Genomic DNA, 24,336 nt, shown 5'->3' with positions numbered 1-24,336 from the left:
GACAACCGTCCCCTCACGCTCCCTGCCTGCCGAACTCGGCAGCTCTTCCCGCTCGTCTGTCACGAGCCCCTCTCCCCCGGCCTGCCGAGCCTCACTTCCGGCCAGATCCTGCCAGACGCCTGCCATGGCTTTCTCTGCGCCGGGCAGGGGCTCTCGTGGTCTCTGCACACTCCTTCGAGAGGCCGGGCTGTGTGCCCGGAACTGGGTTGAGGCGCTCCAACGCCTGATGGAGCGGGGGGGGCGTGATGTCGGGTCTTTGCCATGGCTTGCTCAGCTGGTTCGGCCATTGCCTCCCGGTTTCACACTCCCGGGCATCTTTTGCCCTTCCGAAGGTCCGCTTTTCCCCCGTGGGGTTATTTACTCGGATTTATCCGATTTTTACTCCGTTTTACTTAACAAAACGAGTGTAATCGTTTACATCTGTGTGAGCGGGATCGCCGATCACCGGGCAAAACTCTCCTACACTGCAGTGGTTTTCAGCGTGAATGCAGGGAGAAGTGAAGCATGCTCAGGGAGATAGTGGCCCGTCAGGATTGGCAGACCCAGGGGATCACCGCCGTGAACCGGTTGCCAGCCCATACCCCCTTGTCCAGTTGGCGCAGTGAAGGGGAAGCCAGGATAGGGGGGTTGTCACCTTCCCGCCTGCTGCTGGACGGCGAGTGGCAGTTCTCCTGGTTCGAGGCCCCGGAGCGGGTGCCGGAGCAGTGGCTGGTGGAGGATCTGCCGGATGCCTGCCCCATCAAGGTGCCGGGCAACTGGCAACTGGCTGCGGCCTACCCGGGGGCGCGACCCGTCACGGATGTGCCCATCTACACCAACATCAAGTACCCCTTTCCCTGCGACCCGCCGCGGGTGCCTGCCGAGAACCCCACCGGTTGCTACTCCCGCGAGTTCACCGTTGCTGCGGACTGGCTGGCCGAGGGGCAGACCCGGATCATTTTCGACGGGGTGGACAGCGCGTTTCATCTCTTCTGCAACGGCCACTGGGTCGGTTACTCCCAGGACAGCCGGCTGCCGGCGGAATTCGATCTGACCCCCTTCCTTCAGGCCGGGGCCAACCGCCTCGCCGTCCTGGTGCTGCGCTGGTCTGACGGCTCCTATCTGGAAGATCAGGACATGTGGCGCATGAGCGGCATCTTCCGCTCCGTCAGCCTGCTGCACAAACCGACCCGTCATTTGATGGATATCCGGGTGACGCCAGAGCTCGACGCCTGCTACCGGGATGCCCGCCTCAAGGTTGAATTGCAGGCGGCCAACGGAGCCGGTCTGTCGGTGGAGGCCAACCTCTATGATGGCGACGAGCGGGTCGCGACCCTGCGCCAGCAGATCGGCACCCAGGCCATCGACGAGAAAGGGGTGTATGACGATCGCGCCGAGCTGTGCCTGACGGTAACGGCCCCACACAAGTGGAGCGCCGAGACCCCGCACCTCTATCGCCTGACCCTGACCCTGCTGGACGAGCAGGGAAGCGTCCTCGAGAGCGAGGCCCATGACGTGGGTTTTCGGGCGGTGGAGATCCGTGGCGGCCTGCTGCGGGTCAACGGCCAACCCCTGCTGATTCGTGGTGCCAATCGCCATGAACACCATCCCGCCACGGGTCACGTGGTGACCCCGGCCGACATGGAGCAGGATCTGCTGCTGATGAAGCGGCACAACTTCAACGCGGTGCGCTGCTCCCACTATCCCAATCACCCCGAGCTCTATCGCCTGTGCGACCGGCTCGGCCTCTATGTGGTGGACGAGGCGAACCTGGAGACCCACGGCATGACCCCCATGGGGCGGCTGGCGCGGGATCCCGCCTGGATCAACGCCTTCCTGGAGCGGGTCACCCGCATGGTGGCCAGGGACTTCAACCACCCCTGCATCATCATCTGGTCCCTGGGGAACGAATCCGGTTATGGTCCGGCCCACGACGCCATGTATCGCTGGGTGAAGGGGGCGGATCCCAGCCGCCCGGTGCAGTACGAAGGGGGCGGGGCCGACACCCCGGCCACCGACATCATCTGCCCCATGTATGCCCGTACCCACCAAGATCAACCCTTCCCGGCGGTGCCCAAGTGGGCGCTGGCCAAGTGGATCGGCCTGCCGGAAGAGACCCGGCCGCTGATCCTGTGCGAATACGCCCACGCCATGGGCAACAGCCTGGGGGGCTATGCCCATTACTGGCAGGCATTTCGCGATCATCCGCGGCTGCAGGGTGGGTTTGTCTGGGATTGGGTCGATCAGGGGCTGGACAAGCAGACCGACGATGGCCGCCATTTCTGGGCCTATGGTGGCGACTTCGGCGACACTCCCAACGATCGCCAGTTCTGCTGCAACGGCCTGCTGTTCCCCGATCGCACCCCCCATCCCTCCCTGTTTGAAGCCCGGCGTGCCCAGCAGCCCTTTGTTCTTACCCTGCAGGGTCGCCAGCCGCTGACGGTGGAGATCCGCAGCGAATACCTGTTCCGCGAGACGGATAACGAGACTCTGCAGTGGCGTCTGTGTGAAGACGGCGTGGTGGTGAGCCAGGGTGAATGCCCGCTCGAGCTGGCTCCCCGGGGGAGCGTGACGCTGACCCTGCTGGAGCAACTGCCGGCCTTTGCGCCGGGGGCGCTCGCCTGGCTGGATCTCGCCATCGTGCAGCCCACCGCCACGGCCTGGGCCGGAGCGGGTCACGAGGTGGCTCGCCAGCAATGCCTGTTGCCCGCGCCCCTGGCGCTGCCGTCGGCCTGCCCGGCGGTCAGCCTGACCGAGCAGCGCGATCACTGGGTGCTTGGCGCCGCAGATTCCCTGTGGCAGCTCGACAAGGCCAGTGGTCGCATCGTCAGCTGGCAGAAGCAGGGCCGCGAGCGGCTGCGCGACGCCATCGCCGATCACTTCTATCGGGCGCCGCTCGACAACGATATCGGCACCAGCGAGGCGGATCACGCCGATCCCAACGCCTGGATTGCCCGCTGGCAGGAGGCCGGACTCAATGATCTGCAGCACCGCTGTCTCGGCCTGGAGGCGAGTCCGGAGCTGGGTCTTATCACTGCGCACCACGGCTACTTCGTGGGTGACGAGCCGAAGATCCTGACCCGCTGGCATCACAGGATGGACGGGGAGGGCGCCATGCACCTCGCCATCGAGGTGGAGGTGGCCGCCGACATGCCCTCCCTGCCGCGCATCGGTGCCCGGCTCTGGCTGGCTGATGAACCGGCCGAAGGTGCCCCGGTGAGCTGGCTGGGGCTTGGCCCCCACGAGAATTACCCGGATCGCCGGCTCGCCGCTGATCTCGGTCGCTGGCAATTGCCCATCGAGGCGTTGCACACCCCTTATGTCTTCCCCACCGACAACGGACTGCGCTGCGATACCCGCGCACTGCAACTGGGGGATCTGGTGGTGGAGGGGCGCTTCCACTTCAGTGTCAGCCGCTACAGTCAGCAGCAGCTGACCGAAGCCCGTCACCAGACCGATCTGGTGGCTCTGGGGGGCACGCACCTGTGCCTCGATGGCTTCCACATGGGGGTGGGAGGCGACGACTCCTGGAGCCAGAGCGTGCGGCCCGAGTTCTGGCTGTTGCCGGGTCGTTATCAGTGGCACTGCCGTCTGAGCTAGCCGGACCCGCCGTCGCGAGATGGCGAGACCCAAAGGCAGTTTCTCACGTAACTATTTAATTTTTAACAATATTACGGCTATGTAACAGAGTGTAAACGTTTTCATTTTGTTGCCAGGATCACAGACCGCCTCACAACAAACTGATTACATTAGGCTGGCGCCAGCTCAAACGGTGTACAGCATTCCCTACAAAAAACAGATAGAGATCGGAGCATAACAATGAAAAAACTCACGACAGTTGCCACCTTGCTGATGGGACTGATGGCGGGAGCCCAAGCCCAGGCCGATACCCGTATCGGGGTCACCGTCTACAAGTACGACGACAACTTCATGGCCGTGGTGCGCAAGGCCATCGAGAAAGAAGCGGCGGCCACCCCGGGTGTGGAACTGCTGATGAACGACTCCCAGAACGACCAGTCCAAGCAGAACGACCAGATCGATGTACTGCTGGCCAAGGGCGTGAAGGCCCTGGCCATCAACCTGGTTGACCCGGCGGCGGCCCCTGTCGTGATTGAGAAGGCCCGTGCGGACGAGATCCCCGTGGTCTTCTACAACAAGGAACCGAGCGCGGCCGACCTGGCCAGCTATGACAAGGCCTACTACGTGGGCACCGACTCCAAGGAGTCCGGTATCATCCAGGGCCAGCTGATCGCCAAGCACTGGAAAGCGCACCCCGAGTGGGATCTGAACAAGGATGGCGTCATCCAGTTCGTGCTGCTCAAGGGTGAGCCTGGCCACCCGGATGCGGAAGCACGCACCACCTACGTCGTCAAGACCCTGAACGATGGCGGCATCAAGACCGAGCAACTGCACATGGATACCGGTATGTGGGATACCGCCATGGCCAAGGACAAGATGGACGCCTGGATCTCCGGTCCGAACGCCAACAAGATCGAAGTAGTCATCGCCAACAACGACGGCATGGCGATGGGCGCCGTGGAGTCCCTGAAGGCCCAGGGCAAGACCGCCATCCCGGTGTTCGGTGTTGACGCCCTGCCGGAAGCCCTGGCCATGGTCAAGAGCGGTGCCATGGCCGGTACCGTGCTGAACGATGCGGCCAACCAGGCCAAGGCCACCTTCGAGCTGACCAAGAACCTGGCCGAAGGCAAGCCGGCCGGTGAAGGCACCAACTGGAAGATCGACAACAAGGTCGTCCGCGTTGCCTACGTGGGCGTAGACAAAGACAACCTGTCCCAATTCGAGTAATTCCTCCCCTCAGGGCAAGGGAGATCCCCTTGCCCTCTTTTCAACCAGATGTGATGGCTGATATGACAACACGGCAACAATCAGAATGGCTGTTGGAGATGATTGACGTCAGTAAGAGCTTTCCTGGCGTCAAGGCACTCGATAATGTCAATTTACGGGTCCGTCCTCATTCTGTGCATGCGTTGATGGGCGAGAATGGCGCAGGGAAGTCCACGCTGCTCAAGTGCCTGTTCGGCATCTACGAGAAGGATCAGGGCAAGATCTTCTTCAAGGGACAGGAGATCAACTTCACCTCGTCCAAAGAGGCGCTGGAGAATGGCGTTTCCATGGTGCACCAGGAGCTGAACCTGGTACTGCAACGCACCGTGATGGACAACATGTGGCTCGGCCGCTATCCCACCAAGGGACTGTTTGTCGACCACGGCAAGATGTATCAGGACACCAAGCATATCTTCGAGGAGCTGGACATCGACATCGACCCCAGGGTCAAGGTCGGCACCCTGTCAGTTTCCCAGATGCAGATGATCGAGATTGCCAAGGCATTCTCCTATGACGCCAAGATCGTCATCATGGACGAACCCACCTCCTCCCTGACCGAGAAAGAGGTCAACCACCTCTTCAAGATCATCAACAAGCTCAAGGAGAAGGGGTGCGGCATCGTCTACATCTCCCACAAGATGGAAGAGATCTTCCAGCTCTGTGACGAGATCACCATATTGCGGGATGGCCAGTGGGTGGCGACCCAGCCCCTCAAGGGCATGACCATGGATCAGATCATCGGCATGATGGTCGGCCGCGAGCTCACCCAGCGCTTCCCGGAAAAAACCAACCAGCCCAAAGAGGTGATCCTCGAGGTCGAGCACCTGACGGCCAAGAACCAGCCTTCCATCAAGGACGTGACCTTCAACCTGCACAAGGGGGAGATCCTCGGCATCGCCGGTCTGGTGGGGGCCAAGCGCACCGACATCGTGGAGACCCTGTTCGGCATCCGCGATCGCAGCGAAGGGACCATCAAGCTGCACGGCAAAGAGGTGGCGAACCACAACGCCCACGAGGCGATCCAGAATGGCTTCGCCCTGGTGACCGAGGAGCGCCGCTCCACCGGGATCTATTCACGCCTCGACATCGCCTTCAACTCCCTGATCGCCAACATGGACAACTACAAGGGATCCATGGGGCTGCTCAGCGACAACAAGATGAAGAGCGATACCCAGTGGGTCATCGACTCCATGCGGGTCAAGACACCGACCCAGCAGACCCAGATCGGCTCCCTCTCCGGTGGCAACCAGCAGAAGGTGATCATCGGTCGCTGGCTGCTGACCCAGCCCGAGATCCTGATGCTGGATGAACCGACCCGGGGTATCGACGTCGGCGCCAAGTTCGAGATCTACCAGCTCATCCTGGAGCTGGCGAAGAAGGACAAGGGCATCGTCATCATCTCCTCCGAAATGCCGGAACTGCTCGGCATCACGGACCGCATCATGGTCATGAGCAATGGCCGGGTCGCGGGGATCGTCAACACCAAAGAAACTGACCAGAGCGAGATCCTGCGCCTGGCATCTCTGTACCTATAAAGACAGGAAGACATTATGGAGTCGGCTAAAAATTTCAATCTGATGCAGGCGCTCAAAGAGAACGGCATCTATGTGGTGTTGCTGGTGTTGCTCATGATCATCGTGATCAAGGAGCCTTCCTTCCTCAGCCTCACCAACCTCAGCAACATCCTGACCCAGTCCTCGGTACGGGTCATCATCGCCCTCGGGGTGGCGGGCATCATCATCACCCAGGGTACTGACCTGTCGGCCGGTCGCCAGGTCGGCCTGGCGGCGCTGATCGCGGCCACCATGCTGCAGGCCCTGACCAACGTCAACAAGGTCTTCCCCACCCTGGGGGAGGTGCCCATTCCGGCGGTGATCCTGCTGGTGTGCGTGGTGGGGGCCCTGATTGGTCTGGTCAACGGCCTGATCGTCGCCTACCTGAACGTGACGCCCTTCATCACTACGTTGGGCACCATGATCATCGTCTACGGCATCAACTCCCTCTATTTCGACTCCGTGGGGGCTTCCCCGGTGGCCGGGTTTGATCCTCGCTTCTCCAACTTTGCGCAGGGCTTCATCCGGATTGGCGGGTTCAAGCTCTCGTACCTGACCTTCTATGCGGCCATCGCCAGCGTCTTCGTCTGGGTGCTGTGGAACAAGACCCGCTTTGGCAAGAACATCTTCGCCATCGGCGGCAACCCGGAAGCGGCCAAGGTGTCCGGCGTCAACGTCGCCGTCAACCTGGTGGTCATTTATGCCCTGGCCGGTGTCTTCTACGCCTTCGGCGGCATGCTGGAAGCGGGGCGGATCGGCAGTGCCACCAACAACCTCGGCTTCATGTATGAGCTGGATGCCATCGCGGCCTGCGTGGTGGGGGGCGTTTCGTTTGCCGGCGGTGTGGGAACTGTCGCGGGTGTGATCACCGGCGTACTTATCTTCACGCTGATCAACTATGGTTTGACCTACATCGGTGTCAGCCCTTACTGGCAGTTCATCATCAAGGGCGGCATCATCATCCTGGCGGTAGCCCTGGACTCCATGAAGTACGCCAAGAAGAAGTAAGCATTGGCAGGGAGGGCCGGGTCATCCCGGCCCTTTCTCTTTGGAGGGACCCATACCATGGCATTCAAAGTCAAAATCAACGTGCTGTTGCTGCTCGCCATTCTGGTCACCATCGGTACCGCCTGGTTCAGCGTCAACCACTTCATCAGCGGCTACATCCGCACCCAGGCCACCCAGAACATCAACGAGCAGATCACCCTGGTCAGGGAGAAGCTGGCGGGTGACATCAACCAGAAGGTGCTGCTGGCCGCCAACCTGAACCTCGGGGTGACCAGCGTCAAGAAGGCGCTGCAGGAGACCGGCTTTCACAACATCGTCAAGCTCATTGGCGACATGGCATTCGACGCGAACGGGGTCATCGACGACAAGGCCAGGGTTGACGCCCTGCGCAAGCTGATCCCCGCCGCCAACAACCAGATCACCGTCAGCCCGCTGGAGCAGCTGGACGGCAAACCCGTCATCTCCATCCTGGTGCCGCGCGGTGCCGACTCCGCCTACCTCTACTACCTCGACATGAGCGAGTTCAAGACGCTGCTGACCAAGGTAAGCGGGGAAGGGCGTTACTTCTCCCTCACCGACAGTCAGGGACAGGTGCTCTACAGCAGCAAGCCTCAGGGAGAGAGCGAGAGCCGCCCCAACAAGCTGGATATTCGCGGCAGCGAGTGGACCCTGACCGGTTATGTGGATCTCGACTATATCCGGGCCATGACCCAGGCGCTCAACGGCAAGATCACCCTGGCCCTGCTCGGAGTGGCGGCGCTGGTACTGGCCCTCTCCATGGTGGCCCTCAACCTGGCCTATAGACCCATCCTCTCCCTGCGCGACCTGGTACAGGAGCTCTCCCAGGGCAATGGGGATCTGACCCGCCGGCTCACGGTGACCAGCAAGGATGATCTCGGCCAGATCTCGGCGGGCATCAACCGCTTCATCGAGCAGTTGCAGGGCATGATGGGGGAGGTGAGACAAGCGAGCGGCCAGCTCAATGAAGGGATATCGGCATTGGCGAGGCAGACGGGGTCAGCCCAGGGCCTGCTGGCGGAGCATGTGCGGGAGACCGAACAGGTGGTCACCGCCATCAACGAGATGAGCCGTACTGCCGTCTCGGTATCGGAGAGCGCGGCCAATACTGCCCAGCTGACCGGCCAGAGCCAGCAACTGGCCAACCAGTCTCGTCAGGTGGTGGATCAGGCCATGGCCAGCGTCACTGCGCTGGTGACGGAGGTAGAGACCACGGCACACTCCATCGAAGCCATGCAGCAGGATGTGCAGCAGATAGGCTCGATTCTCGGGGTCATCGGTGGCATCGCAGAGCAGACCAACTTGCTGGCCCTCAACGCTGCCATCGAGGCGGCCCGGGCTGGTGAGCAGGGGCGGGGGTTTGCGGTGGTGGCGGACGAAGTGCGCTCTCTGGCGGGACGCACCCAGAAGAGCACTGCCGAGATCCAGACCATGCTGACCCGGCTGCAACGGGGCACCCAGACCGTGGTGGCCGCCATGGGCAACACCCGGCAGAGTTGCCAGGATGCGGCGGAAAACACCAGCAAGGTGAATGCGTCACTGGATCTGATGGCAGGAGAAGTGGTGGAGATCAACGATCTCATCAGCCATATCGCCACGGCCGCGGAGGAGCAGAGTGCCGTTGCCGAGGAGATCAATCGCAACATGAGTGCCATCGCCGAGGTGATCACCCAGCTCAAGGGGAATGGCGAGCGCACCGTGGACAGTTCGAACGCCATGCAGCGCACCTATGACAGGCTGCGGGAGATAGTGGGGCACTTCCGGCTGGAATAGCGCCGGCTGGGCGAGTCCCGGGTACCCTGGCCAGCAATATCGTGGCCGGGGTGACCCATCAGCGGGCAGACGTGAAAAATACCCAAAAAAGATGGGGGCGACTTGCGTCGCCCCCGATAGTCTTATCGCTCATATCCTTGAACGAAGTTGCTCCCTGCAATCCCTGACTATACCTCTTCCTTTAGGTTTCCCCTTCCCAATCCTTTGGGGTGTCCTTTAGCCATCATGGCCTGACGAGTCATCCGTTCCCGTCGCACTTTCTCCGTCCTGGGAGGTGTCCTTTACCACATCCTGTGGTGAGTCCATTTGCCCAACCCTGGCAGCCAGTCTTCCTGACCGACTTCATTGCGTCCGTGCAGGAGTAACTATAAGGATTTCGCGCAGGGCGACAATGACATGCTGAAAAACGTTTTATTCAAACTGGTTTCCCGCGAAAGGATAATGAGGTTATCTTTTTTAAAATCATGGTTTTAATGATCTCTCATGCTGTTTTTTCACGCGCATCTTCCGACTATGGCGAGAATTTTGTTGGCACTTTACTTACGCAGTCGATGGCGAATATCTCACAAGGCGTTTAACTGCGGTTCAGAATCCGGGGAGACCGGTCAGTGTCGATCGCAGATGAGGGTGGAGGAGGGCAACGGGCATGATGCAGGTGGCGTGGTCCGGATCCCATTCAGGAGATAAAGGAGGGAAAGCGGGGGTGACCCAAGAGGAGATCGCCTCCCCTTGGGCGAGAGGGTCAGGGGTGCTGGCTGCCACCGTACCATTGGCATAGGTAGGCGGGGACCAGCATCTGGGGTGCCTGGTCAACGTGACAGACCACCAGCGGCATGGCGGGGGCTCCCTGAGCATGCACCAGGGCCGGTGTCATGGGCAGGACCAGGGCGACGAGCAGAAACAGCGACGGGATCTTCATGGTTATCTCCTTGGTGACGGGAACGAATGTGACGAGCATCACTTTTTGAGTTAAGGCGAACCCGAAATCGGCGCAAGGTGACTGAAAAAATTCAACTAATGAAAAAACTTTGAATCCCGGTTGCACTCCGGTCGGTGAAAAAGCCGCCATCAGGATGCGTGCAAAATGCATATCCATATAAAAGAGATAGTGCACACGGCTTGGCGATGAGGCTCGCCATCTGGCCCGGGCAGGCCGCCATGATCTGGGACAAGAGATGGATTATTCAGCGATAAAGGAGCAGGTGATTATTTATGTGAGAGCAAACGGGATGATAAGCGAGGATAAATTCAAAGTTGGGTGAAGTTTATTCAAAAAATGAGCATTTTGATTTTAATGTAATGATTTATTTGATGTTTTTTATTGGTGGCTATCCATTTCTGGATATCATGGATGAATGAAATTGCGCTCTTTGTGGAATATATTGGGGCCTTATTGCGTATTTATGCCGGATGGAGGGTGAGGGAAATGTCAGATATGTAAACTCCATCATAAATTAACTTCTGAATTTATGCAGTCTCGGGTGAATGTGATCAATGTCCAAGTTTGGTGGAGTTGCCAGACCTAATCTCTGCGTCGAAAGGCAAGGGCAGGATAGAACATAAGCCGAGTACCCTACATAAAGAATATCCCGCCTTAGCCACGAGCCTGAATAGAAGGAATCTATTCAATCACTCGCAGGGACCACAGCTAGACGGAATATCATCATGAGCAAATTTTATGTAGGTTCTGAAGTTGGCCAGTTGCGCCGTGTCATGTTGCACCGCCCCAACCTCAGTCTGAAGCGTCTGACCCCTTCCAACTGCCAGGATCTGCTGTTTGACGACGTCCTGTCCGTGGAACGTGCCGGTCAGGAGCACGACAAATTCGCTCAGGTACTGCGCGATCAGAATGTCGAAGTCTTCCTCCTGACCAATCTGCTGGCGGAAACCCTGGACGTGCCGGAAGCCAAAGCCTGGCTGCTGCAACACCAGGTCTCCGACTATCGCCTCGGCACTGCCCTGGCCAACGACGTGCGCTGCTTCCTGGCGGACATGCCTCACCGCGAGCTGGCCCGCATCCTCTCCGGCGGCCTCACCTACTCCGAGATGCCCTACAGCGGCGTCAACATGGTGGTCGGCATGCATGCCCCGACCGATTTCATCATCGAACCGCTGCCCAACCACCTCTTTACCCGCGACACCTCCTGCTGGGTCTATGGCGGCGTCTCCATCAACCCCATGGCCAAGGCCGCCCGTCGTCGCGAGACCAACCACGTGAAGGCCATCTACCGCTGGCACCCGCAGTTTGCCGGTCAGGAGTTCATCAAGTACTTCGGTGACGAGGAGCGCGACTACGACAACTCCACCATCGAAGGGGGCGACGTCCTGGTCATCGGCCGAGGCGCCGTGCTCATCGGCATGTCCGAGCGCACCACGCCGCAAGGGGTGGAGCATCTGGCCCGCAGCCTGTTCAAGCACGGTCAGGCCAAGCAGGTCATCGCCATGGAGCTGCCGAAACACCGCAGCTGCATGCACCTCGACACCGTCATGACCCACATGGATGTCGACACCTTCTCCGTCTATCCGGAAGTCATCCGCAAGGATGTGAACTGCTGGAGCCTGACCCCGGGCGGTGCCACCGGGATGAACATCAAGGAAGAGGGTTACTTCGTGACCGCCATCGAGAAGGCGCTGGGGGTGGATCAGCTCAGGCTCATCACCACTGGCGGCGACAGCTTCGAGGCCGAGCGGGAGCAGTGGAACGACGCCAACAACGTGCTGACCGTGCGCCCCGGCGTGGTGGTGGGTTACGAGCGCAACACCTACACCAACGAGAAGTACGACAAGGCCGGCATCACTGTGCTGCCCATCCCGGGTGAAGAGCTGGGACGTGGCCGCGGCGGTGCCCGCTGCATGAGCTGCCCGATGGAACGCGACGGCATCTGACAAGACGGCGTGGCGCCGGCAGAGGCTGGCGCCACACACACCAGAATTCGAGAGTAACACCCATGAAAAAACCAACTGTCGTCGTCGCCCTGGGGGGCAATGCCCTGCTCCGCCGCGGTGAACCTCTGGAAGCCGACATCCAGCGCAAGAACATCGCCACCGCCGCCAAGACCATCGCCCGCATCGCCGAGGATTACAACGTGGTGCTGGTGCACGGCAACGGCCCGCAAGTCGGCCTGCTGGCCCTGCAAAACAGCGCCTACACCAAGGTCTCTCCCTATCCCCTGGATGTGCTGGGTGCCGAGTCCCAGGGCATGATCGGCTACATGCTGATCCAGGAGCTGAAGAACCTGATGCCGAGCCGCAACGTCACCGCGCTGCTGACCCAGGTGCAGGTTGATCCCCAGGATCCGGCGTTTGCCAATCCGACCAAATTTATCGGCCCCGTCTACGAAGAGGCGGAAGCCCGCACTCTGGCTGCCGAGAAGCACTGGGTGGTCAAGGCAGACGGCAAGTTTTTCCGCCGCGTGGTGCCGTCCCCGCTGCCCCAGCGCATCGTCGAAGGCGACGCCATCGAAACCTTGATCGCCCAGGGTCACCTCATCATCTGTACCGGCGGTGGTGGCATCCCGGTGACCTGGGATGGCCAGAGCCTGACCGGCATCGAAGCCGTCATCGACAAGGACATGTCAGCCGCCTACCTGGCCAAGCAGATCAAGGCCGACGCCCTGCTGATCCTGACCGATGCCGATGCCGTCTATCTGGATTGGGGTAAACCGACCCAGCGTCCGCTGCGGGTCACCAGCCCGGACGAGCTGGCCGGGGTCAAGTTCGATGCCGGCTCCATGGGACCCAAGGTCGAAGCCTCCTGTGAATTCGTCAAGGCGACCGGCGGCATGGTCGGCATCGGCTCCCTGGAAGATGGCCTCGCCATCCTCAAGGGGGAAGCCGGCACCAACATCGTCGCCACCAATACCGTCAATGCCTGAGCCAAGGCTCTGGTCTGAACAACTGCGTAGTCAATAACACTGCCAAATTGGTCTGAACAAATATAGAGAGAACTCATCATGGCTTTTAATCTGCGTAACCGTAACTTCCTGAAACTGCTTGACTTCACCCCGCGCGAAATCCAATACATGATCGATCTGGCCATCGACCTGAAGAAAGCCAAATACGGTGGCTATGAGCGTAAACACCTGACCGGCAAAAACATTGCCCTGATTTTCGAGAAGACCTCCACCCGCACCCGTTGTGCGTTTGAAGTGGCGGCCTTCGATCAGGGCGCGCAAGTATCCTACCTCGGCCCAAGCGGTTCCCAGATCGGTCACAAGGAGTCCATGAAGGACACCGCCCGGGTGCTGGGTCGCATGTATGACGGTATCGAATACCGTGGCTACGGTCAGGAGATCGTGGAAGAGCTGGGGGCCCACGCCGGTGTACCGGTCTGGAACGGCCTGACCAACGAATTCCACCCGACCCAGATCCTGGCGGACTTCATGACCATGCTGGAGCACGGCAAGGGCAAACGCCTGGATCAGATCAAGTTCGCCTACCTGGGGGACGCCCGCAACAACATGGGGAACTCCCTGATGGTCGGCGCTGCCAAGATGGGCATGGACATTCGCCTGGTGGCGCCGAAAGCCTTCTGGCCGGAAGAGGAGCTGGTTGCCACCTGCCGCCTCATCGCCGAAGAGACCGGTGCGCGCATCCACCTGACCGAAGACGTGAAAGAGGGTGTGCTGGGTGCCGACTTCCTCTACACCGATGTCTGGGTCTCCATGGGTGAAGCGAAGGAAGCCTGGGATCAACGGGTGAAACTGATGACCCCGTATCAGGTCAACATGGACGTCATCAACGCCACCAAGAACCCGGATGTGAAGTTCATGCACTGCCTGCCGGCGTTCCACAACGACGAGACCACCATGGGCAAGGAAGTGGCCGACAAATATGGCATGAAGGGCCTGGAAGTGACCGAGGACGTGTTCGAATCCGAGCACAGCATCGTGTTCGACGAGGCGGAAAACCGGATGCACACCATCAAGGCAGTGATGGTGGCTACGCTGGGCGACTGACGTCGTCAGTGGTGCCGGGGGGTGACCCCCGGCTTTTCAACCATGTGACAGCGGCATAATACCTCCAACCCTACGACCCGCAGCCTGCATGGATACCACACCCACAGAAGGAAGCTGGACCATGACCAAATTCAAGTTCCCGTCAGCCTACACGATACTGTTTGTGCTGATCGCCCTGGTGGCCGCCCTGAGCTGGATAGTGCCGGCCGGCAAATACGAGATGACCATGAACGAGGCCCTCGGCAAGGAAGTGCCGGTGGCCGGTACCTACAAACTGGTGGATGCCAATCCCCAGGGGATAGTCGACGTGCTGCTGGCACCCATCGATGGTCTCTACAACCACGACACCTATGAGGCTGGCGCCATCGACGTCTCCCTCTTCATCCTGATCATCGGTGGCTTCCTTGGCATAGTGACCAAGACAGGTGCCATCGATGCTGGTATCGAGCGCGTCACCGATCGCCTGCGTGGCCGTGAAGAGTGGATGATCCCCATCCTGATGGCGCTGTTCGCCGCCGGGGGCACCATCTACGGCATGGCGGAAGAGTCCCTGCCGTTCTATACCTTGCTGGTGCCGGTGATGATGGCGGCCCGCTTCGACCCTGTCGTGGCTGCCGCGACCGTGCTGCTGGGAGCCGGTATCGGTACCCTGGGCTCCACCATCAACCCGTTCGCCACCGTGATCGCCGCCAACGCGGCCGGCATCTCCTTCACCGACGGCATCTGGTTGCGGGTCGCCATGCTGGTGGCCGGCTGGCTGATCTGCGTGGCCTATGTGATGCGTTACGCCAAAATGGTGAGAAGCGATCCCAGCAAGTCCCTGGTGGCCGACAAGTGGGAAGAGAACCGTGCCCACTTCCTTGGCAACAAGAGCGACCAGATGCTGGAGTTCACCACCACCCGCAAGATCGTGCTGGGCATCTTCGTCGCCGCCTTCGCCGTGATGATCTACGGGGTGGCCGTGCTGGGCTGGTGGATGGCGCAGATCTCCGGCGTCTTCCTGGCCGCCGCCATCATCGTCGGTGTCATCTCCCGCATGAGCGAAGAGGAGCTGACCTCCAACTTCATCGACGGTGCTCGTGACCTGCTCGGCGTCGCCCTCATCATCGGTATCGCTCGCGGTATCGTGGTGGTGATGGACAACGGCATGATCACCCACACCATATTGCACAGCGCAGAAGGGATCGTGACCGGCCTCTCCACCGTGGTGTTCATCAACGTGATGTTCGTGCTGGAAGTGGTGCTCTCCTTCCTGGTGCCGTCCTCCTCCGGTCTGGCGGTGCTGACCATGCCGATCATGGCGCCGCTCGCCGACTTCGCCAACGTGGGCCGCGAGCTGGTGGTCACCGCCTACCAGTCCGCTTCCGGCCTGGTGAACCTGGTGACCCCGACCTCCGCCGTGGTCATGGGGGGGCTGGCCATTGCCAAGGTGCCCTATGTGCGCTGGCTGAAGTGGGTGGCCCCGCTGCTCGGCATGCTGACCGTGCTGATCGTGCTCTGCCTGAGCCTGGGCGCCGTGCTGGCATGAATGCCGACAGACATAGGGACAACAACGGGAGCCTGGGGCTCCCGTTTTTTATGGCTGGCAAGGCGGGGCGCCCGGCCTCTCACGTGGCTTGGCTCCTTGCCGCGCGGGCAACTAAAAGGCGACCCCGGGGTCGCCTTCTGGCATCCAGCAGGGGTCAGCGGGCGTTTTCCAGGGTGCGCACCACGGCGGCGTGAGCCTGGCGGGTTCGGCTGATGTGGCGCGGGGCGATCAGTACCACGTCGTTGCCGGCCACGGCCCCCAGGATCTCGGGATTGGCGTTGCGATCCAGCAGGCGAGCCACCACGGTAGCGGCCCCCGGGGTGGTATGCACCAGCACCATCTGTTGGTTGTGGACCACGGCGCGCACCATGTCGTGGATAGAGCGGGTGCTGCCGGCGGGCTCCAGCTGCTCGTCCACCAGGGTGTAGACCTTCTTGCCGTTGGCGTTCTGGGCCTTGGCGACCCCGAGACGGCGCAGCAGGCGGGAGATGGTGGACTGGCTGATGTCCGCAAAACCGCGGGCGGAGAGCTCGCGGCGGATCTCCTCCTGGGTGCTGTAACAGTGCTGGCCGATGATCTGGCGGCAGGCGTCGAGCTGGGCCAGGTCGGACTCTGGTTCTGCTGGGCGGCTGAGGGTGTTGACCATGGCGACTTCCTTTGGCGATGAGCGATGGCGGTCTCGCCCAGTCTGTCGTTCCGGCTTTTCATAGCGAAAAACACTAATGAGGAGCACTCAAGCAGGGGATGAGCGAGGTATATCCATTACGGGATGGCAAATTATAACCAAAGGGGGAATAAGTGATGTGACAGGGTTCAAAAATGGGCCCGATGGGGCCCACATGGATATCTTTTTGTCGGCAGGCAATCAGTAGCGTTCGCTGACGATGTCCTGGGTGAAGGACTTCTCGCAGTATTTGCACTTCATCCGCACCGCCCCTTTCACCTCGCGCACCCGGAAGTAGCTCTCCACCGGTTCGTTGTGGGAGATGCAGTTGGAGTTGGGGCAGTGGAAGACCCCTTCGATGAACTCCGGCAGCGCCAGCTGGTGCTTCTTCACCACCACGAAGTCTTCGATGATGTTGACGGTCGCCTTGGGGGCGAACAGGGCGAGCTGGTTGGCCTGCTGCTCGGTCAGACGGGTGTTCTCGATCTTGATGAGATCCTTCTTGCCGAGGGCGCCGGATTTGAGGTTGAAGCCGACGGTGATCCGCTCCTGGGTCTCGATCAGCTGGAACAGCTTGAGGATCTTGATGCCCTGGCCGGCGGGGACGTGGTCGATGACGGAGCCGTGACGGATGGCTTCGACTTGCAGTTGGTTCTTCTCGGACATGATGTTCCCCTTTCCCTTAGACGGTTTCGTTCAGTACCAGTGCCAGCAGTGCCTGGCGGGCATAGACCCCGTTCTCCGCCTGCTGGAAGTAGTAGGCGTGGGGGGTCTTGTCGACGGCGACCTCGATCTCGTCAACCCGGGGCAGGGGATGGAGGATCTTCATGGTGGGCTTGGCCCCTTCCAGGGTCGCCAGCTCCAGCACGAACTTGGCGGCCATGTGCTTGTACTCGGTCTCGTCGAAGCGCTCCTTCTGGACGCGGGTCATGTAGAGGATGTCGAGCTCCGGCATCACCTCTTCCATGGTCTCGTGCACGCTGAAGCGGATGCCCTTCTCTTCCAGCTCCTCGCAGAGGTAGTCCGGCATGGCCAGCGCCTCCGGGGAGATGAAGAAGAAGCGGCAGTTGAACAGGCTCAGGGCCTGGGCCAGGGAGTGGACGGTGCGGCCGTACTTGAGGTCACCGACGAAGGCGACGTTGAGGCCGTCCAGCTTGCCTTGGGTCTCGTGGATGGAGAAGAGGTCGAGCAGGGTCTGGGTGGGATGCTGGTTGGAGCCGTCACCGCCGTTGATGACCGGCACCCGGGAGAACTCGGAGGCCAGACGGGCTGCCCCTTCCTTCGGGTGGCGCATCACCACCGCATCGGTGTAGGAGCTGATGATCTTGATGGAGTCGGCCAGAGTCTCGCCCTTCTTGGCGCTGGTGTTGCCGCCGTCGGCGAAGCCGATGATGTTGCCGCCCAGGCGCTGGACCGCGGTCTCGAAGGAGAGACGGGTGCGGGTGGAGGCTTCGAAGAAGCAACTGGCGACCAGCTTGTCTTTCAGCAGGCGGCTGTCGGGTTCGGCCTTCAACCGCTGTGCGGTGGCGACCACCAGTTCCATGTCGGACCGGGTCAGATCCGAGATGGAGATGACGTGTTTGTTATAGAGTGGATTGGTCATCGTCTGCATTCCCTTTGGCATCAATGAAGGTTTTTCCGGCACAAAAAAAAGCCCCTGAAACAGGGGCTCTTTTCAAAAAAAACGGGGGATCTGTGGGACGGGAACCGGAAACAACGGGGCCGCTCTGGTGCGCTCCACCCGTCTGCAAGGCTGCTTTTTTCATCAAAAACGGCATTGTCCTGTCCCGACCTTTTTCAAAACCGCACCGATTATAGGGCTGGTTTTTGAATTGTCAAAAATTTATTTCAGAGGCAGGATTTGCCCAGAAAAACGTTTAAGTGTCGCGAACGGGTCGACAAATCCAGAGTGCGTGCTGCGTCTGCAAAGGAGCGCCATCGGCGGCCATGCTGCGCAGGTAGCCGAGCCTGTGGTGCCCCTCCAGCAGGCAGTAGGGATGGGGCAGGGGGTGACCGTCCGGGTAGCAGGTTCCCGGGGCGGTGGCGAGGACGATGACAGGCTCGGACCAGGTGCCCCGGCGCAGCATGTCATCGCCGAGCCAGGAGCGGCGCACGTAGCGGTTGCTGCGCAGCATCTCGCCCCAGCGATCGATCACCTCCATGTGGCGGGAGTCTATCTGCTCGATAATCTGCGCGGTGGGCCAGTGCTCGCACTCGAACTGGTGGCTGGCGAGATCGATAAAGCTCCAGTTGGATTCAAAACCGCGCCAATGGCGGTAAATCCACTGGGCGAGCACATTGGAGGGAATGGAGGGCACCAGGGGAGAGACTCTGTCCAGATAGTCGGCCAGGGTCTCCGTCTTGCGCTCATCCCGGAAGTTGAGGGGCGCAAGCTGTTGCAGCAGTCGGTAATTGAGCATGGGCAGCCTCCCTGAGCCTGGTTTCACCCTACCCCCATTTGTGTCCCATTCCTACCCCGTCGGGGCTGCAAATACAGCAGCTTACCCCCGCTCCTTGTTGGAATTGCGGGGATCTGGTCGTCATTTGTTCGATCGCATCGAAAGTGAGAAAAAAAGCCTTTACCTTTGACCTCCGCTTTGTATACTACGCCTCGTTTGTTGCAGGGGCGTAGTTCCAATTGGTAGAACAGCGGTCTCCAAAACCGATGGTTGCGGGTTCGAGTCCTGCCGCCCCTGCCATTTTTCAGAAAGGCCAGCTCATTGAGCTGGCCTTTCGCATTTCCGGCGTTTGCCACCGCCTCCGTTAGCCTCTTTTTCCCCGCTTCGCCGCTGCCATTTCTGCCAATGGAGGCCGCTTTTCCCCTGTGCTACACCTTGCTTCCTGCCAGATGGCGCCCTCAGGCGCATCGCATCCGGCGGGCCCAAGGCGCTTCAACAAGGAGAGTGCGATGAACAAGGCAGTGGATACGCGTCCCCCCCATGCCCATGCCGGTGGCTGGGTCCCCCGGGATCAGGCCCATGTGGCGCGCTGGGTACAGCGGCTGCGTCAGGCGGTCACCCGCCAGCCTCGCCCGCTGGTGGCCCCGATCGCCGGATTGAAGGCGCTGGTGGAGCAGGATCCTCTCCTGCATCAGCAGGCCCAGGGGATGTTTGACGAGGCGTGGCAGCACGAGCACAGCACGCCGCTCGGTCAGGTCCAGGTGCGCAGCTTCGATGAGTTCCTGCAGCTGCTCAACGGCATCATGACCACGGCCCCGGAAGCCTATCAGGATGTGCAGACCCAGGAGCCCGCCGGGCTGATCGGATTCCCCATCAATGCCCTGCTCAACTGGCCCATGGCGACGGCCGCCGGGTACGACTTCTTCGCCAATGCGCTGGTGAACCAGCAATTGCGCAAGATCCTCGGTTACTGGGCCGACTTCCTGCAAGGTCCCGCGTCCCGTTATGTGCTGACCGAGTCGGTGAGCCCCCTGGATCGCCAGACCCTGATCGTCCCCTGGCTGGGTGACGTGGCGAAACGGGAGATGGTCAAGGTGGCGCAGGGGGCGCTCGGGGCCGGCGACAACCCCACCCCTGAGCGCTTCGAGGGGATCTTCCACACCGCGCCGGGAGAGGAATACGAGGGCTTCGCCAGCTGGGACGACTTCTTCACCCGCCGCTTCTGCCCCGGCGTGCGGCCGGTGACGGCCCCGGACGATGACAGCGTGATCGCCAACGCCTGTGAGTCGGCCCCGCTGCAGGTGGTGACCGGGGTACGGCGGCAGGACGCCTTCTGGCTCAAGGGGCAGCCTTATTCCCTGGACAACCTGCTGGACTTCGACCCGCGCGCCGCCGCGTTCGAGGGGGGCACCCTCTATCAGGCCTTCCTCAGCGCCCTCAGCTATCACCGCTGGCACAGCCCGGTGAGCGGCACGGTGCGCTCGGTCAAGGTGGTCAACGGCAGCTACTACCTGGCCAACCGCCACCAGGGTTTCGACAGCCCGGCGGGGCCCGATCCCAGCGCCCCGAACCAGTCCCAACCCTTCCTGACCGCGGTGGCGACCCGTGCACTCATCTTCATCGAGGCGGACAACCCCAGGATCGGCCTGATGTGCGTGGTGCCGGTGGGCATGGCGGAGGTGTCGAGCTGCGAGGTGACGGTGCAGCCGGGGCAGCGGATCGCGAAGGGGGAGCAGCTCGGCATGTTCCACTTCGGCGGCTCCACCCACTGCCTGCTGTTTCGCCCCGGTGTCGAGCTGGCGTTCGACTTCTACGGCCAGCAGCCGGGGCTGGAGGCGACCAACCTGAGGATCAACACGGCGCTGGCGCGGGTCAAATAACCCAGCCGCCGGACAGTAAAAGGCCGCCCTTGAGGCGGCCTTGTTGTTTGTCCATCAGATGGCGCCGACCTGCGTCTTGAGGGTTTCCACCAGCCGCTGGTGGCGGGCGGGGAGCGGCCATTCGGCACGGTAGATCAGCCAGAGAGTGTCGATCACCTCAATGCTGCTCTGGATCACCCGGATCTGCTCCTGTTGGGCAAAGGCGGTGACGGCGAAGCGGGGCAGCACGGTAAAGCCGAGGCCGCGGGCGACTGGCTCCAGGATCAGGCCGATCTGGTTGGTAAAGCCGCGCAGCGGGATCTCGCCGAAGCGCTGGCCGGGATAGCGTCGTCCCAGCAGGCGCTGAGCCATGCTGCGGCCGTCCGGGTGGTCAATAAAGCCGAGCTGACAGAGGTCTGCCAGCTCGGCTCCTCGCCGTCGTTGGGTACTACCAGACAGAGGGGTTCGCGGGCGAAGGGCTCGGCGGCTATGCTGGGGTGCTCCGGCGGTTGATCCACCAGTCCCAGATCGCTGCGCCCCGCCAGTACCGCCTGCACTATGTCGGGGGTGGGGGCAAAGCGGTGCTGGATGGTGAGTCCGGGATGCTCCTGTTGCTGATCGAGCAGCAGGGGATAGAGCAGCAGGCCAATGCTGCCGGGGGTGGTGAGGGTGATGGCGCCGCGGTGAGGGTCGTCATCAGAGAGACGGGCTCGCAGCTGTTCGGCGGCCTGCGCCTGCTGGCGGGCGAAGTCGAGCAGCACCAGCCCGCGCGGGGTGAGCTCCAGCTGACGGGGCTTGCGTAGCAGCAGGGGGCCGAATTCGGCCTCAAGGCGCGAGATATGCTGACTGACGGCGGCCTGAGTGAGATCCAGCCGATCGGCGGCACGGGTAAAACTGCCGGTTTCATGCACCACCACCAGGGTGTGGAGCCAGAGTGGATTAACCATAAATTTAATTTATGTATTCCATTAGTTTGACCTTATTTTTCATTATGGCGTCTCTTCCTATCATGTCACCTGTTTCCCACACACAATTTCAAGGTGACTTATGACTTACCCGCGCAACTTCTCCCACATCGGCATCACGGTGACTGACCTCGACAAGGCAGTCGAGTTCTATACCAAGGTGATGGGCTGGTATCTCATCATGCCGGCGACCACCATCACCGAGGATGACTCCGCCATCGGCGTGATGTGCAACGACGTATTTGGCCCGGGCTGGGGCTCTTTCCGCATCGCTCATCTCTCCACCGGCGACAAGATCGGCATCGAGCTGTTCGAGTTCCCCAACAGCGAGCAGCGCGAAAACAACTTCGAATTCTGGAAGACCGGGGTGTTCCACTTCAGCGTGCAGGATCCGGATGTCGAGGGGCTGGCGGCGCGCATCGTCGCAGCGGGTGGCAAGCAGCGGATGCCGGTGCGCGAGTACTATCCGGGCGAGAAGCCCTACCGCATGGTCTACATGGAAGATCCCTTCGGCAACATCATCGAGATCTACAGCCACAGCTATGAGCTGACCTACTCCGCCGGTGCCTATCAGGGGTAAGTGACAGGCCGCCTTCGGGCGGCCTTGTGGTGCCTGCGGGTGTCAGCATGGAATAGTGAACAGTCTGTTGCTGGTAGTGCGTTCTGTTGTTGATATATGAAAAAATATCAGGATTCACTAAAGACCGTTCATCATTGTGCCGATAGAACTACCAAGATGGGGGTATTCCCGGCCCCCGGCTACCACAAGGATTCGTTGTCATGACTCTCTCGTTGCGCGGCAAGCTGCTCGCGGCCAGCCTGGGGGTAGTGCTGCTGATGGCAGCCCTGCTCGGTATTGTCGCCTTCCACACCCTCAAATCCCGCACCCTTGACGCCATCCAGAGCGAGGCGGTCAACTACGGCCACGCCCACTCGGTGGCCATCGGCAACTGGCTTGAGGATCGCAAGCACGCGGTCGACGCCCTGGCCGCCGTCATTGCGCACGACCCCGACACGGCCCTGGTGCCCCACCTGTTGCAGACCCGCACCTCCGGCGGTTTCGGCCTCACCTATTTTGGTTCGGCGCAGGGGGAGATGACCCGCCACGATCCCGCCCTCAACACCGCCAACTATGACCCCAGGGCCCGCCCCTGGTACCAGAACGCCGACAAGGCGGGCAAGCTCATCGTCACGCCGCCCTATGTCAGCGTGACCATGCAGCAGATGGTGGTGACCCTGGCCGAGCCGGTGAGCCACCAGGGCCGGGTGATCGGGGTGGCCGGGGCGGATCTCTCCCTCGACGCCCTCATCGACGAGGTGCTGGCCATGAAGGTGCAGGGAGAGGGCTACGCCATGCTGCTCGATCGCACCGGCCTCATCGTCGGCCACCCGAACAAGGAGCTGGCGCTCAAGCAGGTGGCGGAGCTGGATCCCGGCCTCACCGGGGCGGCGCTGGATGCGTGGAGCCGCGACGGCGAGCTGCACGGCGCCAACCTGAACGGGCGCGAGGTGCTGCTTTCGGTGCAAGGCGTGCCCGGCACCGACTGGCTGCTCGCCATGGTGATGTACAAGGAGGTGCTGGAGGCGCCGCTCGCCTCCCTGTTGTGGCAACTGGTGGGGCTGACCCTGGTACTGCTGCTGGTGTTCGGTGCCCTACTCATCGCCATGTTCAACTACCTGTTCGCGGATCTGGGACGGGTCTCCAGGGCGCTCGCCGACATCGCCCACGGGGAGGGGGATCTCACGGTGCAGATCGCCACCCGCAGCCAGGATGAGGTGGGGCAGCTGGCCCAGAACTTCAACCAGTTCGTGGCGCGACTGCACGGCATCGTCAGCCGGTTGCGGGACGTCACCGTCGAGCTGGCGGCCCAGTCCCGCACCCAGGCGGCGGGGGCCGAGGCCCGCAGCCAGCGGGTGCGCCAGCAGCAGGACGAGATCGTCATGGTGGCCACCGCGGTGACCGAGATGGCCTCCGCCACCCAGGAGATCGCCGGCAACGCCGAGTTTGCCGCCAACACCGCCGGTGATGCGGTGCGCCTCGCGGTGGCCGGCCAGTCCCAGGTCGGCCAGAGCCAGCGCAGCATCACGGGGCTGGCGGGGGAGGTCTCCGACGCCAGCCAGACCATCCACGAGCTGGATGGCCACGCCCAGCAGATCAGCGGCATTCTGGCCACCATCAGCGGCATCGCCGAGCAGACCAACCTGCTGGCCCTGAACGCCGCCATCGAGGCGGCCCGGGCCGGGGAGCAGGGGCGCGGCTTTGCTGTGGTAGCGGACGAGGTGCGGGTGCTGTCGCGCCGCACCCACGACTCCACCGCCGAGATCCAGCAGATGATCGAGGCGCTGCAGCAGACCACCCGCAAGGCGGTGGGCGGCATGGAGACCAGCCGCCAGCTGGCGGGCACCAGCGTGGAGGACGCCGAAGCGGCGAATCTCAGCCTGGGCAGGATCAACGAGGCCATCGGCGCCATCAGCGACATGGCGACCCAGATCGCGGCGGCGGCCGAGGAGCAGACCTCGGTGACCGGCGAGATCAGCCGCAACACCGAGAATATCCGCCACGTCTCCCAGGCGCTGGCGGCCCAGGCCGGCGAAGAGGCCGCCCAGGCGGCCCAGCTCAAGTCTCTCACCGAGCGGCTGGAGCAGGAGATCGGGCGCTTCCGGCTCTAGGCTGAGACCCGGATGTGACAAAGGCGACCCCGGGGTCGCCTTTATTCATCCTGTGTATGGATATTATTTCGCCATGCACCCGCTGAATAATATCGGGTCCTGGCCCTGCAACGGGCG

At 61.6% G+C, this 24,336-nt stretch carries 17 protein-coding genes, 1 tRNA gene and 1 pseudogene; 13 read left to right on the top strand and 6 right to left on the bottom strand.

Annotated elements, in window-relative coordinates:
* Positions 1 to 504 precede the first annotated feature (504 nt).
* The 5 genes from BGO64_RS02195 (at position 505) to BGO64_RS02175 (ending at position 9,176) form a co-directional block, all read left to right on the top strand.
* Positions 505 to 3,579 (top strand): beta-galactosidase, encoded by a 3,075-nt coding sequence (locus tag BGO64_RS02195; protein ID WP_286700089.1) that lies wholly within the window; start codon positions 505 to 507, stop codon positions 3,577 to 3,579.
* 219 nt (positions 3,580 to 3,798) lie between these two features.
* Positions 3,799 to 4,785 (top strand): galactose/glucose ABC transporter substrate-binding protein MglB, encoded by a 987-nt coding sequence (gene mglB, locus BGO64_RS02190; RefSeq protein ID WP_010676016.1) that lies wholly within the window; start codon positions 3,799 to 3,801, stop codon positions 4,783 to 4,785.
* A 53-nt stretch (positions 4,786 to 4,838) separates the two neighbouring features.
* Complete coding sequence (mglA, locus tag BGO64_RS02185) at positions 4,839 to 6,359, top strand: galactose/methyl galactoside ABC transporter ATP-binding protein MglA (RefSeq protein ID WP_010676015.1); 1,521 nt, start codon at positions 4,839 to 4,841, stop codon at positions 6,357 to 6,359.
* Between the two features lie 15 nt (positions 6,360 to 6,374).
* Complete coding sequence (gene mglC / locus BGO64_RS02180) at positions 6,375 to 7,385, top strand: galactose/methyl galactoside ABC transporter permease MglC (protein ID WP_010676014.1); 1,011 nt, start codon at positions 6,375 to 6,377, stop codon at positions 7,383 to 7,385.
* Positions 7,386 to 7,442: 57 nt separating this feature from the next.
* Positions 7,443 to 9,176 (top strand): methyl-accepting chemotaxis protein, encoded by a 1,734-nt coding sequence (locus BGO64_RS02175; RefSeq protein WP_010676013.1) that lies wholly within the window; start codon positions 7,443 to 7,445, stop codon positions 9,174 to 9,176.
* Positions 9,177 to 9,918: 742 nt separating this feature from the next.
* Here BGO64_RS02175 and BGO64_RS02170 read toward each other — a convergent pair.
* Complete coding sequence (locus tag BGO64_RS02170) at positions 9,919 to 10,095, bottom strand: hypothetical protein (protein ID WP_010676012.1); 177 nt, start codon at positions 10,093 to 10,095, stop codon at positions 9,919 to 9,921.
* Positions 10,096 to 10,841: 746 nt separating this feature from the next.
* Between BGO64_RS02170 and arcA the strand changes: the two genes are divergently transcribed.
* From arcA to BGO64_RS02150, 4 genes are all read left to right on the top strand, one after another.
* Positions 10,842 to 12,062 (top strand): arginine deiminase, encoded by a 1,221-nt coding sequence (gene arcA, locus BGO64_RS02165; protein ID WP_010676011.1) that lies wholly within the window; start codon positions 10,842 to 10,844, stop codon positions 12,060 to 12,062.
* A 62-nt stretch (positions 12,063 to 12,124) separates the two neighbouring features.
* A complete protein-coding gene (arcC, locus tag BGO64_RS02160) occupies positions 12,125 to 13,051 on the top strand; it encodes a carbamate kinase (RefSeq protein WP_039039634.1) in 927 nt (308 codons plus the stop codon).
* A 78-nt stretch (positions 13,052 to 13,129) separates the two neighbouring features.
* The gene (argF, locus tag BGO64_RS02155; RefSeq protein WP_041211943.1) at positions 13,130 to 14,134 is read left to right on the top strand and encodes an ornithine carbamoyltransferase; all 1,005 of its coding nucleotides are present in this window, start codon (positions 13,130 to 13,132) and stop codon (positions 14,132 to 14,134) included.
* 121 nt (positions 14,135 to 14,255) lie between these two features.
* Positions 14,256 to 15,662: a YfcC family protein gene (locus tag BGO64_RS02150; RefSeq protein ID WP_041214260.1), complete on the top strand. Its 1,407-nt coding sequence runs from the start codon at positions 14,256 to 14,258 to the stop codon at positions 15,660 to 15,662.
* Positions 15,663 to 15,816: 154 nt separating this feature from the next.
* Here the strand turns inward: BGO64_RS02150 and BGO64_RS02145 are convergent, their stop codons facing one another.
* From BGO64_RS02145 to BGO64_RS02130, 4 genes are all read right to left on the bottom strand, one after another.
* Positions 15,817 to 16,308 (bottom strand): arginine repressor, encoded by a 492-nt coding sequence (locus tag BGO64_RS02145; protein ID WP_039039633.1) that lies wholly within the window; start codon positions 16,306 to 16,308, stop codon positions 15,817 to 15,819.
* Positions 16,309 to 16,527: 219 nt separating this feature from the next.
* Positions 16,528 to 16,992 carry an aspartate carbamoyltransferase regulatory subunit gene (gene pyrI, locus BGO64_RS02140; RefSeq protein WP_010676006.1) on the bottom strand — a complete coding sequence of 155 codons (465 nt, stop codon included), beginning with the start codon at positions 16,990 to 16,992 and terminating at the stop codon, positions 16,528 to 16,530.
* Positions 16,993 to 17,008: 16 nt separating this feature from the next.
* Positions 17,009 to 17,929: an aspartate carbamoyltransferase gene (gene pyrB, locus BGO64_RS02135; RefSeq protein WP_010676005.1), complete on the bottom strand. Its 921-nt coding sequence runs from the start codon at positions 17,927 to 17,929 to the stop codon at positions 17,009 to 17,011.
* 274 nt (positions 17,930 to 18,203) lie between these two features.
* Complete coding sequence (locus BGO64_RS02130) at positions 18,204 to 18,746, bottom strand: hypothetical protein (protein WP_227263204.1); 543 nt, start codon at positions 18,744 to 18,746, stop codon at positions 18,204 to 18,206.
* 202 nt (positions 18,747 to 18,948) lie between these two features.
* On the opposite strand from BGO64_RS02130, the gene BGO64_RS02125 reads away from it, so the two are divergent.
* Together BGO64_RS02125 and BGO64_RS02120 are read left to right on the top strand one after the other, a co-directional pair.
* Positions 18,949 to 19,025 (top strand) — tRNA-Trp (locus tag BGO64_RS02125).
* Positions 19,026 to 19,234: 209 nt separating this feature from the next.
* Positions 19,235 to 20,605 carry a phosphatidylserine decarboxylase family protein gene (locus tag BGO64_RS02120; protein ID WP_049636045.1) on the top strand — a complete coding sequence of 457 codons (1,371 nt, stop codon included), beginning with the start codon at positions 19,235 to 19,237 and terminating at the stop codon, positions 20,603 to 20,605.
* 54 nt (positions 20,606 to 20,659) lie between these two features.
* Here the strand turns inward: BGO64_RS02120 and BGO64_RS02115 are convergent.
* Positions 20,660 to 21,531: pseudogene (locus BGO64_RS02115) on the bottom strand (LysR family transcriptional regulator).
* Positions 21,532 to 21,631: 100 nt separating this feature from the next.
* Here BGO64_RS02115 and BGO64_RS02110 point away from each other — a divergent pair.
* Both BGO64_RS02110 and BGO64_RS02105 read left to right on the top strand, forming a co-directional pair.
* A complete protein-coding gene (locus tag BGO64_RS02110; protein ID WP_041209527.1) occupies positions 21,632 to 22,129 on the top strand; it encodes a lactoylglutathione lyase family protein in 498 nt (165 codons plus the stop codon).
* Positions 22,130 to 22,329: 200 nt separating this feature from the next.
* Complete coding sequence (locus tag BGO64_RS02105; protein ID WP_102948937.1) at positions 22,330 to 24,219, top strand: methyl-accepting chemotaxis protein; 1,890 nt, start codon at positions 22,330 to 22,332, stop codon at positions 24,217 to 24,219.
* Positions 24,220 to 24,336: the final 117 nt, after the last annotated feature.

It is taken from the genome of Aeromonas sp. 62-46, from assembly GCF_001898585.1.
Lineage (GTDB): Bacteria > Pseudomonadota > Gammaproteobacteria > Enterobacterales > Aeromonadaceae > Aeromonas > Aeromonas caviae.
This window is presented reverse-complemented; position numbering and strand designations above follow the sequence as displayed.